Origin of the sequence: Streptomyces sp. P3 (genome assembly GCF_003032475.1) — a bacterium.
Lineage (GTDB): Bacteria > Actinomycetota > Actinomycetes > Streptomycetales > Streptomycetaceae > Streptomyces.
This window is the reverse complement of record NZ_CP028369.1, coordinates 8,461,546-8,477,367: the sequence shown is the minus strand read 5'-3', so window position 1 is coordinate 8,477,367 and position 15,822 is coordinate 8,461,546. Positions and strand designations below refer to the sequence as shown.

The following is a 15,822-nucleotide window of genomic DNA, read 5'->3' as shown; positions in this document are numbered from 1 at the left end:
AAGCGTGAACAATGTGCGTGAGGTCGAGGTGGTCGTCATCGGGGCGGGTCAGGCCGGTCTGGCCGGGGCCTACCACCTGCGGCGCAGCGGTTTCGAGCCGGAGCGCGACTTCGTGGTGCTCGACCACGCCCCCGGGCCGGGCGGCGCCTGGCAGTTCCGGTGGCCTTCGCTGACCTACGGCAAGGTGCACGGGATGCACGCACTGCCCGGCATGGAGCTGACCGGCGCCGATCCGTCCCGGCCGTCCTCCGAGGTGGTCGCCGGGTACTTCGACGCCTACGAGCGCGCCTTCGACCTGCGCGTGCGGCGGCCCGTCGACGTGAAGGCCGTGCGGGAGGGCGCCGACGGGCGGCTGCTGGTCGAGACCTCCGACGGCACGTGGTCCACGCGGGCGCTGATCAACGCGACCGGCACCTGGGACCGGCCGTTCTGGCCGCGCTATCCGGGGCAGGAGACCTTCCGCGGACGGCAGCTGCACACCGCTCGCTATCCGGGGCCCGAGGCGTTCGCCGGACAGCGGGTGGTCGTGGTGGGCGGCGGCGCGTCCGGTACGCAGCACCTCCTGGAGCTCGCGCCGTACGCGGCCGCCACCACGTGGGTGACACGGCGGCCTCCGGTCTTTCGCGAGGGACCCTTCGACGAGGGCGCGGGCCGCGCCGCCGTCGCCCTCGTGGAGGAGCGGGTGCGGCAGGGACTGCCGCCGAAGAGCGTGGTCTCGGTGACCGGGCTGCCGCTGAACGACGCGACCCGGCAGGGGCTGGCCGACGGCGTGCTGGACCGGCTGCCCATGTTCGACCGGATCACCCCGGACGGCGTTGCCTGGGAAGACGGCCGGCAGGTCGCCGCCGACGTGATCCTCTGGGCGACCGGCTTCCGTGCGGCCGTCGACCATCTCGCGCCCTTGCGGCTGCGGGAGCCGGGAGGCGGGATCCGCGTCGAGGGCACGCGCGCGGTCGCTGATCCACGCGTCCACCTCGTCGGCTACGGACCGTCGGCCAGCACCATCGGCGCCAACCGGGCCGGGCGCGCCGCCGTACGGGACATCCGGCGGCTGCTGACACGGGAACCGGCCGCCGCCTGATGGCCCGCCGGGTCGCCCGGCAGCGGGCTCCGGTCAGCTCATCCGGCCGCCGCCGACGTGGCCCTCGGGGTCTGCGCGGGGTTTGACCGAGGGCTCTTCCGAGGGGCCTGGCGGCCGCGGTCGAACTCGGCGACGTTGCGCTGGTGCTCCACGAAGCTCGACGTGAAGCGCGTGTCGCCGGGCCTGACCGTGACGAAGTACAGCCAGTCGCCCGGCGTCGGGCTGATGGCGGCGCGCATCGCCTCCTCCCCCGGGTTGTCGATCGGGGTCGGCGGCAGACCCATGCGCTGGTAGGAGTTGTAGGGGCTCTCGATACGGGTGTCGCTCCCGGTCGTCTTCAGGGTGGAGCGGTTCAGCGCGTAGTTGATGGTCGAGTCCATCTGCAACGGCATGCCGCGCTCGAGGCGGTTGTAGACGACCCGGGCCACCTTGCCCATGTCCGCCTTGGTGGCGGCCTCGGCCTGGACGAGGCTGGCGACGGTGACCGCCTGATAGACGTTCAGGGCGTTGCGCTGGGCGCCGGCCGCGACGGGTGCTCCGTTGAACCTCTTGTTCGCGGTGTCGACCATGTAGGTGAGCAGCGTCCGCGGCGTCGACTTCTTGTCCAGGGGGTAGGTCGCCGGGAAGAGATAGCCCTCGGGGTTGCCCGCGGCATCGTTCGGCAGTTTCAGACCGGCCCCCGGCAGCGCCTTTCTGGTGGTGCCGGGGGCCAGCGCGAGCGCCTTGTCCACGGCCTCGTAGACCTGGCTCGCCCGCCAGCCCTCGGGAACGACCAGGGTCGGCGGCGCCTTGGCCGCCTTCTCCTGCGGCGCCTCGACGCTCAGCAGCGGCACCGCCACGGCGGTGCCGGCCACGACGGCTCCGGTCGCGATGAGGACGAGACGGCCCCGGCGCGTCAGTCGAATCGTGCTCGGTGGCGGAGTGTTCATCTGCATGCGGGCACGGTAACCCCGATAACCTCACAAATCTGGCATAACCGGGCATATTTTCATCTTGTCGGCTCCAGTCGTGAGTCTCGCCGCAGCAGCGCCGCATACCGGCCGCCCTGCTCCAACAGCTCCTCGTGCGTGCCCCGTTCGGCCACCTGACCCGAGTCGAGGACGACGATCTGGTCGGCGCCCCGAACGGTGGACAGACGGTGGGCGATGGTGAGCGTGGTGCGGTTGGCCGAGAGCGCGTCGATGGCCTCCTGCACGGCGTGCTCCGTGCGGGTGTCCAGCGCGCTGGTCGCCTCGTCGAGGACCAGCACCGGCGGGTCGCGCAGGATCGTGCGGGCGATCGCCAGGCGCTGCTTCTCGCCGCCGGAGAACCGGTGGCCGCGTTCACCGACGACCGTGTCGTACCCGTCGGGCAGTGCCGCGATGTGGTCGTGGATCTGCGCCGCTCGCGCCGCCGCGTACAGCTCCTCGTCGGTGGCGTCCGGCTTGGCGAAGCGCAGGTTGTCGCCGACCGTCGCATGGAAGAGGTAGGTCTCCTGCGAGACGACGCCGACCGCGCGGGCGAGCGTGTCGAAGTCGAGGTCGCGCACGTCGACGCCGTCGAGTGTGACCCGGCCTCCGGTCACGTCGTACAGACGCGGCACCAGATAGCCGAGCGTGGACTTGCCGGCGCCGGTCGGACCGACGACCGCGAGGCTGCCGCCGGCCGGGACGGTCACATCGACGCCGTCCAGGACCGGCTCGCCCTCGTCGTCGTACCGGAAGGTGACGTTCTCGAAGCGGAGCTCGCCCTTGATGTGGTCGAGGCGGACCGGCTCCTCGCGCTCGGTGATGTCTATGGGCAGGTCGAGATACTCGAAGATGCGCTGGAAGAGCGCCAGGGAGGTCTGGACCTGCACGCCGGTCGACAGCAGACTGACGGCGGGCCGGAACAGGCCCTGCTGGAGCGAGACGAAGGCGACGATGGTGCCCAGCGACACGTCGGGGCCGCCGACCTGGAGCGCCATGCCCGCCGTCCAGTAGATGACGGCCGGCATGGCGGACATGACGATCCCGATCACGGCCATGCGCCAGCGACCGGCCATGTTCGACCGCACCTCGAGGTCGACCAGCTGCTCCGACTCCGCCGCGAAGGACCGCGTGAGGGAGTCGGCGCGGCCCATGGTGCGGCCCAGCAGGATGCCGCTGACCGACAGCGACTCGGTGACCGTGGCCGCCATCGCGGCCATCTGTTTCTGCCGCTGGGTGGTGATCTTCTTGCGTTCGTTGCCGACCCGGCGGCTGATCCACACGAAGACGGGCAGCAGGACCAGGGAGACGACGGTCAGCCGCCAGTCGAGCGCGACCATCGCGATGATCGTGGCGACCACGCTCGTGAAGTTGGAGACCAGGGACGTGGCGGTGGAGGTGACGGTGGCCTGCATGCCGCCGATGTCGTTGGCGATGCGGGACTGCACCTCGCCGGTACGCGTACGAGTGAAGAAGGCGAGGGACATGCGCTGCAGACGCCCGTATACGGCGGTGCGCAGGTCGTGCATGACGCGCTGGCCCACCGTCGTGGAGATCAGCGTCTGCAGGACGCCGAAGACTCCGCTGAGGAGGGTGCTGAAGATCATGCCGAGGGCCAGCAGGCTCAGCAGGCCGGTGCGCCCCTCGGGAATGGCGACGTCGAGCGTCTCCTTCAGCAGGAACGGGGTGGCCACGGCGACCAGGGACGAGGCGGCGACCAGGAGGCCGACCACCGCGAGGCGGGCGCGGTAGGGCTTGAAGAGTCCGAGGATGCGGCGCACCTGCCGGGGCTGGTCGGGTGCGGCGCCGGGCGAGGGGGTCCAGTCGATGTGGTCGCGGGGCATGGCTCCTACGGAGGGGGAGACGATGAGGATTGACGGAGCATAGCTCATTGTTACCTATACTCACAATGAACGGCATCCTGATATTGTTCCCCCATGACCACCCCCGATTCCGACGGACTGCTCGCCGAGCAGCTGCTGCGGCTCACGCGTCGGGTGCACCGCATCCAGAAGCGCCATCTGCAGCAGAGCGGGCTCGGCGTCACCCCGGCCCAGTCCCGGTTGCTGCGCACGCTGGCGCACTGCGACGCGCCGCCGCGCATGGCCGACCTCGCCGTGCGGCTGGAGGTGGTGCCACGGGCCGTCACGACACTGGTCGACGGGCTGGAGGCGAGCGGCAAGGTGCGGCGGGCACCCGACCCCACCAACCGCCGGGTCATCAGGATCGAGCTCACCGAGGACGGCCGTGCGGCCCTGCGGGAGTTGCAGGGCGCGAAGAGATCCGCCGCGGAGGAGATCCTGGATCCACTGACGGACCTCGAGCGCCAGGTCCTGAGCGGACTGCTGGACGCCCTGGTGGGCGTGGGCGACCCGGCGCAACCGGGGCACGGGGCGCCCCACGCGAAGCGGACCCCGGACCACACCTGCTGAACCACGCGCGAACGGGCCGCGGTCGCTCATGCGGCACCGCTTCGGGAACGGCCGCGCCCCACGGCGCAGCCGCCGCGCGTCACCTGTTCTGCAGGCGGCTTCCTTGCCGAGCCTCCGGGGGACGACCCCGACCGGGACACCATCGGCCGCCTTGCGGGCTCACGCAACCCGACAGGCCCGCAACGCAGTACACGCCGCAGGCGGCCGACGCCGCGAGCAGAAAAGCGCGGACCGCCAAGACGCCTCCCGCGCGCCGCACTTCACCATCTCGCATCGGGTGACGCTCGCATCACTTTCCGGACTTCCGGGGAAGGTTACGGACATGGCGACCTCATCGGACGGCTGCCGGATTCTGCCGCCGCCATGGAAAACCGGTTGATTCCGATCACCCTGCGCCGTCAACCTTGCACGGTTTGCTGCCGCTCCCCGCAAACACGTCCGTCGCCTTTTCCGGTTGTCCTTCCCCCCTCCTCTCTCCCCTCTCCCCGTCCTCCCCCTCCCCCCTCTGACTCGAGCCACTGGGACGTCATGCAGATCCAAGACCTTCCGTATCCCGACCCGGGTGTGCCGGACGTACGCTCGGGCCCCCGTTTCCTGTGGTGGCTCGGCCGCAACCAGCTGGGCGGCCAGCTCAAGGCCCTCGCCTGGGGCCTGCTGCACTTCGTCGCCGTCTCCGCGCAGCCGTTCTGCGTCGGGTTCGCCGTCGAGGCCGTCATCGACCGCTCCGGAACCCGACTGGCCCTCACCGGCGGGGTGATGGCGCTGTGCGGTGCAGCCACCGCGATCGGCGACACCTTCCTGCACCGCGCCGCCGTCACCAACTGGATCACCGCCGCCGCGCGGGTCCAGCAACTGCTCGCCCACAAGGCCTCGCACCTCGGCTCCGCGCTGACCCGGCGCGTCGCGGCCGGCGAGGTCGTGGCGGTCTCCACGGGCGACGTCGAGAAGATCGGCTGGTTCGTGGAGGCCGTGTCCCGCTTCACCGCCGCGGCCATCACGGTGCTGCTGGTCTGCGTAGGCCTGTTCGTCTACCAGCCGGCGCTCGGCGTCGTCGTCGCCGTGGGCCTGCCCGCTCTGGCCCTGGCGGTCCTGCCCCTGCTGCCCAAGGCGACCCAGCGGGCCGACCACCAGCGCGAGAAGGCCGGACGGGCCACCGAACTCGCCTCGGACACCGTGGCCGGCCTGCGGGTGCTGCGTGGCATCGGCGGCGAGGAACTGTTCCTCGAGCGCTACCGCAGCGCCTCGCAGGAGGTCCGGCACGCGGCCGTGCGCAGCGCGCGCATGTGGTCGCTGATCAGCGCCATCCAGGTGCTGATGCCGGGCCTGCTGCTGATCGCGGTCGTCTGCTACGGCGTCCACCTGGCGGGCGAGGGCCGCATCTCCGTCGGTGAACTCGTCACGGTCTACAGCTCCGTGATGGTCCTGACCTACCCGCTCAGGCACTTCGAGGAGATCGCGATGGCGTACTCGTTCTCCCGCCCGTCGGCGACCCGGGCCGCGGGCGTGCTGTCCCTCGAGCGGTCCAAGGACATCGACGGGTCGCGGCCGGCCGATGCTCCCACGGGCGACCTGTACGACCCGGCGACCGGTCTCCTCGCCCCGGCCTCACAGCTGACGGCGGTGGTGTGCGGCGACCCGGACGCGGCCGGACGACTGGCGGAACGCCTCGGCGGACACCCCCCGGAGGACGGCCCGTCGGTGCTGCTCGGCGGTGTCCCGCTGGACGAACTGCCGCTGGACTCGGCGCGATCGGCCGTCCTCGTCCAGGACAAGGACCCTGTGCTGTTGTCCGGTTCGCTGCGCGATCTGCTCGACGTGCCCGCCTCCGGCGCGGTCGACGCGCAGGCCGCGCTGGCCGCCGCCCAGTGCGCAGACGTCCTCGATGCGCTCGTCCAGGGCTCGTTCGACGCCGACGACCCGATGGACGCCCGCATCACCGAACGCGGCCGGTCCCTGTCCGGCGGGCAGCGCCAACGCCTCGCGCTGGCACGCTCGTTGTACACGGACCCCGAGGTTCTCGTCCTCGACGAGCCGACCTCAGCCGTCGACTCGCACACCGAGGCCCGCGTCGCCGAGAGCATGCGCGACCTGCGTGAAGGCCGTACGACCGTCGTGTTCACCTCCTCTCCGCTGCTGCTGGACCGCGCCGACCGGGTCGTGCTCGTGCACGAGGGCGAGGCCGTCGCGATCGGCGCGCACCGCGAGCTGCTGCACTCCGAGCCCCGGTACCGGGCCGTGGTGACCCGGGAGACCGACGACGAGGCCGCCCGGGGTAAGCGCCCCGTTTCCGTGGCAGGCGGGGCTCCGGACACGGAGCAGGCCCCCCTGAGCGATGTGTTGAAGAACCTGGAAGCCGACGAACTCGCACGCGACGAGCTCGAAGAGATCGAGGAGACGGCATGATCGGCGTGGCGCCGCCCGCCTACGACCCGGCAGCACCGACGACGGCGAACACCCTGCCCGTCGGTGCCCCCGCGACCGTACGCGCCTACGTGGCCGAACTCCTGCGTCGGCACCGGCGCGCCTTCCTGCTCCTCCTGCTCGTCAACACGGTCGCCACGGTCGCCTCCATGGTGGGCCCCTGGCTGCTCGGCGGCACCGTGGAGCGGCTGTCGGAGGGAGCACGAGAACTGCACCTCGGGCTCACCGCGACGCTGTTCGTGCTCGCCCTGGCCGTCCAGGCCGCCTTCGTACGGCAGGTACGGCTGCGCGGCGCGATGCTCGGTGAACGGATGCTGGCCGACCTGCGCGAGGACTTCCTCGTCCGGTCGGTCCGGCTGCCGCCCGGCGTGCTCGAGCGGGCCGGAACGGGCGACCTGCTGTCCCGCATCACCACCGACATCGACCGGCTGGCCAACGCCATGCGGGAGGCCGTGCCCCAGCTGACGATCGGCGTGATGTGGGCCCTGCTGCTGCTCGGCGGACTCGTGGTCACCTCGCCGCCGCTGGCGCCCGCGGTGCTCGTCGCGGTGCCGCTGCTGGTGGCGGGATGCCGCTGGTACTACAAGCGGGCGCCGGCCGGGTACCGCTCCGAGGCCGCCGGCTACGCGTCGGTGGCCGCTGCCCTCGCCGAGACCGTGGACGCGGGCCGCACCGTCGAGGCCCACCGCCTAGGCGAGCGCCGCATCGCGCTTTCGGACCAGCGCATCCAGCAGTGGACGGCGTGGGAGCGCTACACCCTGTGGCTGCGGTCCGTGCTCTTCCCGGTGATCAACATGGTGCACGTCACCGTGCTCGGCTCGGTCCTCATGCTCGGCGGGGCGTTCGTGCTGAAGGGCTGGATCGACGTCGGTCAGCTCACGACGGGCGCACTGCTGGCGCAGATGCTCGTCGACCCCGTGAACCTCATCCTGCGCTGGTACGACGAGCTCCAGGTGGCCCAGGTGTCGCTGGCGCGCCTCGTCGGGGTGCGCGACATCGAGCCGGACGCGGGGGACGCCGGGGTGGCGCCGGACGGGCGCGAGGTGCTCGCCGACCAGGTCCACTTCGGCTATCGCGAGGGCGTCGACGTGCTGCGCGAGGTATCCCTCGAAGTGTCCCCCGGCACCCGGCTGGCCCTGGTCGGCCCGTCCGGCGCGGGCAAGTCCACCCTGGGCCGGCTGCTCGCCGGGATCTACGCGCCCCGCGACGGCCGGGTCACCCTGGGCGGGGCCGAGCTGTCGCAGATGTCCGCCGAACGTGTCCGCTCGCACGTGGCGCTCGTCAACCAGGAGCACCACGTCTTCGTCGGCGCCCTGCGCGACAACCTCCGGCTCGCCCGCACCGGCGCCGACGACGCCGAACTGTGGGCGGCCCTGGGCGCCGTCGACGCGGACGGCTGGGCGCGTGCCCTGGACGACGGTCTCGACACCGAGGTCGGCTCCGGCGGCGTGCCGCTCACACCGGCCCAGGCCCAGCAGATCGCACTGGCCCGGCTGGTGCTGGCCGACCCGCACACGCTGGTCCTGGACGAGGCGACCTCGCTGCTCGACCCCCGAGCCGCACGTCACCTCGAACGGTCCCTGGCCCGCGTCCTGGAGGGCCGCACCGTGGTCGCCATCGCCCACCGCCTGCACACCGCGCACGACGCCGACGTCATCGCCGTCGTGGAGAACGGCCGGATCAGCGAGCTCGGCAGTCATACGGAGCTGGTCGCGGCGGGCGGGGCCTACGCGGCCCTCTGGCGTTCGTGGCACGGGTGAGCAGGCACGGGCCTCACCCGGGGGACCGCCGCCGCTGCGGTTCCTGAACCGGGCGGCGCCCGTGGTGCCCCCGGGAGGGGGATCCCCGGCGCCGGTTGCGATCGCACCGAAGGAGCGCGGCTCCGGGCGGGCCCTCGCTGGTCGCGGCCCCGGCGCCGCCGCCGGGCCGGCGCGGCGGCGCTGCGGCGAGCGCTCTGGCGTTGCGGGGAACCGATCAGGGGTGGAACGCTGGATACCGGCACCCGTGCGGGCGACCGTCGGGATCCATCCGGAAAGACACGACGAGACCGGCCGGTGCCCCGTGCGGCGGCAGCCCGTCGCCGACCGCGGTGAGAACGGGCCAGTCACCCCCTGGAGGTAGCCGTGACCAGCGCCGACGGATGGGGAGACGACGTCTACCAGCCGGACTCCTCCGACATCCAGGACGACGCGGGGCTGCTCGACGCGGAGGACACCCTGGAGGACGACGGGGTCGACGACCCGCTCGACCGCGGCTGGTCCCCTCCGGACCGGCCCTGGGCCGTGGAGCACGCCGGGGTGACCGCCGCGGAGCGCCGCCGGGGGGAGACCCTGGACCAGCGGCTGGCGGAGGAGCGCCCCGATGTCGGCGTGCCCGACGGTGACGGTCTGGGCGACTGCGACGGCACTGACGGGGAACTCCTCGACAACGAGGTCGGAGACGTACGCTCCGGCAGGCTCGTGGCACCCGACGAAGGAGCCCACGAGGACGAGGAGAGCGCGCTGGTCGCCACGGACGTGGGCATCGACGGGGCGGCCGCGTCGGCGGAGGAGGCCGCCATGCACATCGTCGACGAGGACGCCCTGTCCGGTTGACCCCCGCCCGGTCGACCCGACCGTTCGCCGCGGGTCGCCGCCATCGCCATCGCCACCGCACGAGGAGCACTCATGCAGCAGGACCAGCAGCCCGACTACCACCCGGTCGTCTTCCGCGACCGCACCGCCGGCTACGCCTTCCTGACCCGGTCCACCGCGACCAGCGAACAGACGATCGAGTGGGACGACGGCGAGACCTACCCGGTGGTGGACGTGGAGATCTCCTCGGAGAGCCACCCCTTCTTCACCGGCAGGTCGCGCACCGTGGACACCGAGGGGCGCGTCGCCCGCTTCGAGCGGCGCTACGGCGACGGCGGGGCGATGACCTGAGCGGACCCGGCCGCCGCCGGGTCCGCCACCCCGCCCGCGGCCGGCCGACCCCGCGCAGCAACGGGTCGGATGTACGGCGTCACAGGTCAGATGTAGTTGAGAGCGGCCGCCCCGCCCACTCCCCCGAGCACCATGAACACGGGCATCAGCACCTTCAGCTCGATCCAGCTGCCCGCGCGGAATCGCATCGCCTTGGGCGGGCCGATCGGGTACCAGCGCTTGCGCCCGATCGGGATGGGCCACAGCACCGGACAGCCCGAGACGGTCAGGGCGTCCCCGATGTCGTGGACCAGGGCGCCGAGCACGATGGGCAGCCCCAGCCACAGGTACTCCTGGCCGGGCTGGGTGAACAGCCAGTCCGCGCCGTTTCCGGGCTTGTCCAGAACACCGGCCAGGATCCACGCGCTGGTCGCGGCGAGCAGCCACACCAGGACGTCGCTGCTGGAGCCCCGGGCGGCCCGCCACAGCAGGCCCTCGATCGCCAGCACCATGTGCACGAAGAGAAGCCCCAGCACCGCCCAGCGGCCACCGGTGATCGCCAGCGCCGAGGCGCCCGCGCCGATCATGACCGCCCACAGCCAGGTGTGCGTGAGCGTGCGGTGCCCGCCGGAGCGGCGCGGGTCGCCCTGCTTCCTCGTGGACTTGTAGACGGCGTAGGAGAGCTTGTCGACGATCTCGCACAGCCAGCGTGAGACGGGACCGAAGGACCGGGAGATGGTGGCCGCCTTGTGGTCGAGATCCGGCGCGAGCGCGGCGCCGGCGCAGATCAGCGCACCGGCGAGCAGGACCGGCCACGGCATGGTGTGTCCGGCGGCGGCAGCGGCCGCACCGACGCCGAGCCAGGCGGCGGCGCCCGACAGTGAGTGTGCTGGTCCCATCATGGCCCTTGCCCGCCCTATCCCTCATGTACCGCTGTCCAGTTGACCGGGCGCGATGACGCTCCGTCGGCGACACAGCGTAGCTGCCATGATCTTCGGGTCGGGATCCGATTCCCCTCTCCGGACCGGGGGCAGGCAAGATGGGGTCGTGACCCTCATCGATCAGCTGCCGCCGACCGCAGATCCCGACGCCCTGTACGAAGCCTTCGAGTCCTGGGCGCAGGAGCGCGGTCTGACGCTCTACCCCCATCAGGAGGAGGCGCTGATCGAGGTGGTCTCCGGGGCGAACGTGATCGTCTCGACGCCCACCGGCTCCGGCAAGAGCATGATCGCCGCGGCCGCGCACTTCGCGGCCCTCGCCCGCGACGAGGTCACCTTCTACACGGCTCCGATCAAGGCACTCGTGTCGGAGAAGTTCTTCGAGCTGTGCAAGATCTTCGGCACGGAGAACGTCGGCATGCTGACCGGCGACGCGTCCGTGAACTCCGACGCCCCGGTCATCTGCTGCACCGCCGAGGTGCTCGCCTCCATCGCGCTGCGCGACGGCAGGCAGGCGGACGTCGGCCAGGTCGTCATGGACGAGTTCCACTTCTACGCCGAGGGCGACCGCGGCTGGGCCTGGCAGATCCCCATTCTGGAGCTGCCGCAGGCACAGTTCGTGCTCATGTCGGCGACACTGGGCGACGTGTCCTTCTTCGAGAAGGACCTCGCCCGGCGCACGGGCCGCCCCACGGCGGTGGTCCGCTCGGCGACCCGGCCCGTGCCGCTGTCCTACGAGTACCGGTACACCCCGATGACGGAGACCCTCACCGACCTGCTGGACACCCGCCAGGCGCCCGTCTACATCGTGCACTTCACCCAGGCGCAGGCGGTGGAGCGGGCGCAGGCGCTGATGAGCATCAACATGTGCTCGCGTGAGGAGAAGGACCGGATCGCCGACCTGATCGGCAACTTCCGCTTCAGCACCAAGTTCGGCCAGAACCTCTCGCGTTACGTGCGGCACGGCATCGGTGTCCACCACGCCGGCATGCTGCCGAAGTACCGGCGACTGGTGGAGAAGCTCGCCCAGGCCGGGCTGCTGAAGGTCATCTGCGGCACCGACACACTCGGCGTCGGCGTCAACGTGCCCATCCGGACGGTGCTGTTCACCGCGCTCACCAAGTACGACGGCAACCGGGTGCGCACCCTGCGGGCCCGTGAGTTCCACCAGATCGCGGGCCGGGCCGGCCGCGCCGGGTTCGACACGGCGGGGCTGGTGGTCGCGCAGGCTCCCGAGCACGTCATCGAGAACGAGAAGGCCCTCAGCAAGGCCGGGGACGACCCGAAGAAGCGCCGCAAGGTGGTGCGCAAGAAGGCGCCGGAAGGATTCGTGGGCTGGACGGAGAACACCTTCGACAAGCTCATCGAGTCCGATCCGGAGCCGTTGACGTCCCGCTTCCGGGTCACGCACACGATGCTGCTGTCCGTGATCGCCCGCCCCGGAAACGCCTTCGCGGCGATGCGGCACCTGCTGGAGGACAACCACGAGCCGCGCAGGCAGCAACTGCGGCACATCCGGCGCGCCATCGCGATCTACCGGTCGTTGCTGGACGGCGGCGTCGTGGAGAAGCTCGACGAGCCGGACGCCTCCGGACGTGTCGTCCGCCTCACCGTGGATCTGCAGCAGGACTTCGCGCTGAACCAGCCCCTGTCCACCTTCGCGCTGGCCGCGTTCGAGCTGCTGGACCCCGAGTCGCCCTCCTACGCCCTCGACATGGTCTCCGTCGTGGAGTCCACGCTGGACGACCCGCGCCAGATCCTGGCCGCCCAGCAGAACAAGGCGCGCGGCGAGGCGGTGGCCGCGATGAAGGCGGACGGCGTCGAGTACGAGGAGCGCATGGAACGCCTCCAGGACGTCTCGTACCCGAAGCCGCTGGAGGAGCTGCTCTTCCACGCGTACGACACCTACCGCAAGAGCCACCCGTGGGTGGGCGACCATCCGCTGTCGCCGAAGTCCGTCATCCGTGACATGTACGAGCGGGCGATGTCGTTCACCGAGTTGGTCTCCCACTACGAGCTGGCCCGTACCGAGGGCATCGTGCTGCGTTACCTGGCCGGCGCGTACAAGGCCCTCGACCACACCGTCCCGGACGATCTGAAGTCCGAGGACCTGCAGGATCTGATCGCGTGGCTGGGCGAGATGGTGCGCCAGGTGGACTCGAGCCTGCTGGACGAGTGGGAGCAGCTCGCCAACCCGGAGGAGATGACCGCCGAGGAGGCGCAGGAGAAGGCCGACGAGGTCAAGCCGGTCACGGCGAACGCACGTGCCTTCCGGGTCCTGGTCCGCAACGCGATGTTCCGCCGTGTCGAGCTCGCCGCACTCGACCACATCGCCCAACTCGGCGAGCTGGACGCGGACGCCGGCTGGGACGCCGACGCCTGGGGCGAGGCGATGGACAAGTACTGGGACGAGTACGACGACCTCGGCACCGGCCCCGACGCACGGGGTCCCAAACTGCTCGTCATCCAGGAAGAGCCGCAGAACGCCCTGTGGCGCGTCCGTCAGATCTTCGACGACCCGAACGACGACCACGACTGGGGAATCAGCGCGGAGGTCGACCTCACGGCCTCCGACGCCGAGGGCCGGGCGGTCGTCCGCGTCACGTCCGTCGGCCAGTTGTGAGCGCAGCGGCGGCCGCGGCCGCGGAAACCGGACCATGCACAGCACAGGGCACAGGAGAAACGCACCGATGACGAATCCGGCCGAGAGACTCGTCGACCTGCTCGACCTGGAGCAGATAGAGGTCAACATCTTCCGGGGCCGCAGCCCGCACGAGTCCCTGCAGCGGGTCTTCGGCGGCCAGGTGGCGGGCCAGGCTCTCGTCGCGGCCGGCCGGACCACCGAGGGCGACCGGCCCGTGCACTCGCTGCACGCGTACTTCCTGCGCCCGGGCCGGCCGGGCGTCCCCATCGTGTACCAGGTGGAACGGGTGCGCGACGGCCGGTCGTTCACGACCCGCCGGGTCACTGCCGTACAGCAAGGGCGGACGATCTTCAATCTCACCGCCTCCTTTCATCAGCCTGAGGAAGGTCCTTTCGAGCACCAGCTGCCTCCGGCGCGTGAGGTGCCGGACCCGGAGTCCCTGCCGAGCGTCACGGACGAGGTCCGGACACATCTGGGGTCGCTGCCCGAGCAGTTGGAGCGGATGGCCCGCCGTCAGCCCTTCGACATCCGGTACGCGGACCGGCTGCGCTGGACCGCCGAGGACGTCAAGGACGCCGAGCCGCGCAGCGCGGTGTGGATGCGTGCCGTCGGGCCGCTCGGCGACGACCCGCTCGTCCACACCTGCGCGCTCACCTACGCCAGCGACATGACCCTTCTGGACGCGGTCCGCCTCCCGGTGGAGCCGCTGTGGGGTCCGCGCAACTTCGACATGGCGTCGCTGGACCACGCGATGTGGTTCCATCGGCCGTTCCGCGCGGACGAGTGGTTCCTGTACGACCAGGAGTCGCCGATCGCCACGGGCGGGCGTGGGCTGGCCCGGGGCCGCATCTACGACCTGGAGGGGCGGCTGCTGGTGTCCGTCGTCCAGGAGGGGCTTTTCCGCGCGCTGTAGGCCGTGCGTCAGCCGCTTCGGCGGCGCAGCCAGCCGAACAGGGCGCGCGTCGACGGGCTCGGCTCGTCGGACACCTCTGACCCGCCGGCCGCGTCGGACTCGTGGTGGGACGCCTCGGACTCGTGGGACGCGGAAGTCTGTTCCTGCGTGTCCGGTGCGTCGTCAGGCCGTCCGTCTCGCGGTGACGGACGCTGCCGGGCGGGATTCGGGAGGGGGCGCGGTGCGGGCTGCACGGCACGGGCCTCGGCCAGGGTGTTCGCCAGGTCGGAGGTCAGCCAGTCGATCTCGTCGCGGTCCTGCGCGGTCATGATCTTCTCGATGAGCCGGGCGGCGGGAGAACCCGGGACTCCGTACGCCGGCGGCCTCGGCCGGAACCTGTTCAGGTGCGAGCGCTCGTGGGGGTCGTCGACGATTTCCGCGACGTGTGGCGGGCCGAGGAACGCCGCCAGCGCTCCGGCGCGCTGCCACGGGTCGTCCGTCTGTCGGAGCAGGAAGCCCAGGTGACGTCCCCGCCAGTTCCGGGGCCGCAGGTCGACGCCCGCGGCCAACTGGCTGCGCAACACCTCCGGCGTCCGGCCCGTGAGCAGGAACGCGTTCGTCCGGCCGGCCGCGAACTGCCGCAGTTCCTCGGCGAGATACAGCCACACGACGGCCCGGTACCTGTTGAGGTAGAACGTGACGGGCACCACCAGTCCCACCCGCGCGAGACGCGTGAACCGGGTGGGCGGCACCTCCAGGACGGCGGCGCCCTCGCCGGTGCTCACAGCCTGCACCCGCCGGCGCAGTGTCTCGGGAAAGCCGGGTTCCGCGCGCAGGCGGTCGATCTCTGCGCGGGTCACCCGACGGCCCCCTCCCCCGTCGTCGGGTGTCGTCCTGATCCGCCCGAGGTGCACGCCGAGGTCGAACTCGCTTCGCTTCAGGCACAGTTCGCGTGCCGCTCGGCCCGGCGCGAACGACGTGGAGTGCACACGTGTGACGGTGTTTCCGGACATGGTCGATCTCCCCCGTGGAGTGAGTGGAGTGAAGCAGGCCCGCGCCGTCCGCGGTGACCTCGGGAAAAACCGTACCCGCGGTCGCCGATTTCGTGGCAGCCTGTGGATAACTCCGGATGGGAGAGTGAAAGAGCAGGTCAGATGCCTGTCAGGGGGCACGGTCGGGATTCCGGACGTCCACGGTGAGGTGTTCGCCGACCCGGTTGACCAGCAGGGTCATCTCGTAGGCGATCCGTCCCATGTCGGCGTCCACTCCGCTGAGCACGCACAGACAGGTGCCGGCGCCCGCCGCGGTGACGAACAGCACCGCGTCATCGAACTCGATCATCGTCTGGCGCACCCGGCCCGCCCCGAAGTGACGTCCCGAACCCTTCGCCAGGCTGTGGAGGCCGGACGCTACGGCGGCGAGGTGTTCGGCGTCCTCCCGGCGCATTCCGGTGCTCGCGCCCGCCACCAGCCCGTCGTCGGACAGGACGAGCGCGTGCCGTACGCGGTCGACGCGCTCGGTCAGATCGTCCAACAGCCGGCCCAATCCGTGGTTGCCCGCCATG

General features: G+C 71.4%; 13 protein-coding genes. 8 read left to right on the top strand and 5 right to left on the bottom strand.

Features of this window, described 5'->3' with window-relative positions; genetic code table 11:
- The first annotated feature begins 4 nt into the window (after positions 1-4).
- Complete coding sequence (locus C6376_RS37525) at positions 5-1,081, top strand: NAD(P)-binding domain-containing protein (RefSeq protein WP_107447466.1); 1,077 nt, start codon at positions 5-7, stop codon at positions 1,079-1,081.
- 38 nt (positions 1,082-1,119) lie between these two features.
- Here C6376_RS37525 and mltG read toward each other — a convergent pair whose 3' ends face one another.
- Together mltG and C6376_RS37515 are read right to left on the bottom strand one after the other, a co-directional pair.
- Positions 1,120-2,016, bottom strand: coding sequence for an endolytic transglycosylase MltG (gene mltG / locus C6376_RS37520; RefSeq protein WP_107447465.1), 897 nt, complete (start codon positions 2,014-2,016; stop codon positions 1,120-1,122).
- Positions 2,017-2,069: 53 nt separating this feature from the next.
- Positions 2,070-3,872, bottom strand: a complete 1,803-nt coding sequence (locus C6376_RS37515; RefSeq protein WP_107447464.1) for an ABC transporter ATP-binding protein — start codon at positions 3,870-3,872, stop codon at positions 2,070-2,072.
- 93 nt (positions 3,873-3,965) lie between these two features.
- Between C6376_RS37515 and C6376_RS37510 the strand changes: the two genes are divergently transcribed.
- The 5 genes from C6376_RS37510 (at position 3,966) to C6376_RS37490 (ending at position 9,805) form a co-directional block, all read left to right on the top strand.
- Positions 3,966-4,460, top strand: a complete 495-nt coding sequence (locus C6376_RS37510) for a MarR family winged helix-turn-helix transcriptional regulator (protein ID WP_107447463.1) — start codon at positions 3,966-3,968, stop codon at positions 4,458-4,460.
- Between the two features lie 528 nt (positions 4,461-4,988).
- Positions 4,989-6,863, top strand: coding sequence for an ABC transporter ATP-binding protein (locus C6376_RS37505; RefSeq protein WP_107447462.1), 1,875 nt, complete (start codon positions 4,989-4,991; stop codon positions 6,861-6,863).
- Entirely contained in the window at positions 6,860-8,641 is a 1,782-nt protein-coding gene (locus tag C6376_RS37500; RefSeq protein ID WP_107447461.1) for an ABC transporter ATP-binding protein, read from the top strand. The genes C6376_RS37505 and C6376_RS37500 overlap by 4 nt, the downstream gene beginning before the upstream one ends.
- A gap of 363 nt (positions 8,642-9,004) precedes the next feature.
- Positions 9,005-9,475, top strand: coding sequence for a DUF5709 domain-containing protein (locus tag C6376_RS37495; protein ID WP_107447460.1), 471 nt, complete (start codon positions 9,005-9,007; stop codon positions 9,473-9,475).
- A gap of 72 nt (positions 9,476-9,547) precedes the next feature.
- Positions 9,548-9,805 carry a type B 50S ribosomal protein L31 gene (locus tag C6376_RS37490; protein WP_107447459.1) on the top strand — a complete coding sequence of 86 codons (258 nt, stop codon included), beginning with the start codon at positions 9,548-9,550 and terminating at the stop codon, positions 9,803-9,805.
- Between the two features lie 86 nt (positions 9,806-9,891).
- Here C6376_RS37490 and C6376_RS37485 read toward each other — a convergent pair whose 3' ends face one another.
- Complete coding sequence (locus C6376_RS37485; RefSeq protein ID WP_107447458.1) at positions 9,892-10,686, bottom strand: metal-dependent hydrolase; 795 nt, start codon at positions 10,684-10,686, stop codon at positions 9,892-9,894.
- A gap of 145 nt (positions 10,687-10,831) precedes the next feature.
- Here C6376_RS37485 and C6376_RS37480 point away from each other — a divergent pair, with 145 nt between their 5' ends.
- On the top strand, positions 10,832-13,345 hold the full coding sequence (locus tag C6376_RS37480) for an RNA helicase (RefSeq protein ID WP_107447457.1): 2,514 nt from the start codon (positions 10,832-10,834) through the stop codon (positions 13,343-13,345).
- A gap of 67 nt (positions 13,346-13,412) precedes the next feature.
- Positions 13,413-14,279, top strand: coding sequence for an acyl-CoA thioesterase II (locus C6376_RS37475; RefSeq protein WP_107447456.1), 867 nt, complete (start codon positions 13,413-13,415; stop codon positions 14,277-14,279).
- 8 nt (positions 14,280-14,287) lie between these two features.
- On the opposite strand, the gene C6376_RS37470 is transcribed toward C6376_RS37475, so the two are convergent.
- On the bottom strand, positions 14,288-15,271 hold the full coding sequence (locus C6376_RS37470; RefSeq protein ID WP_254076236.1) for a DUF6397 family protein: 984 nt from the start codon (positions 15,269-15,271) through the stop codon (positions 14,288-14,290).
- 148 nt (positions 15,272-15,419) lie between these two features.
- On the bottom strand, positions 15,420-15,821 hold the full coding sequence (locus C6376_RS37465; RefSeq protein ID WP_107447455.1) for a roadblock/LC7 domain-containing protein: 402 nt from the start codon (positions 15,819-15,821) through the stop codon (positions 15,420-15,422).
- Between the last annotated feature and the right edge of the window lies 1 nt (position 15,822).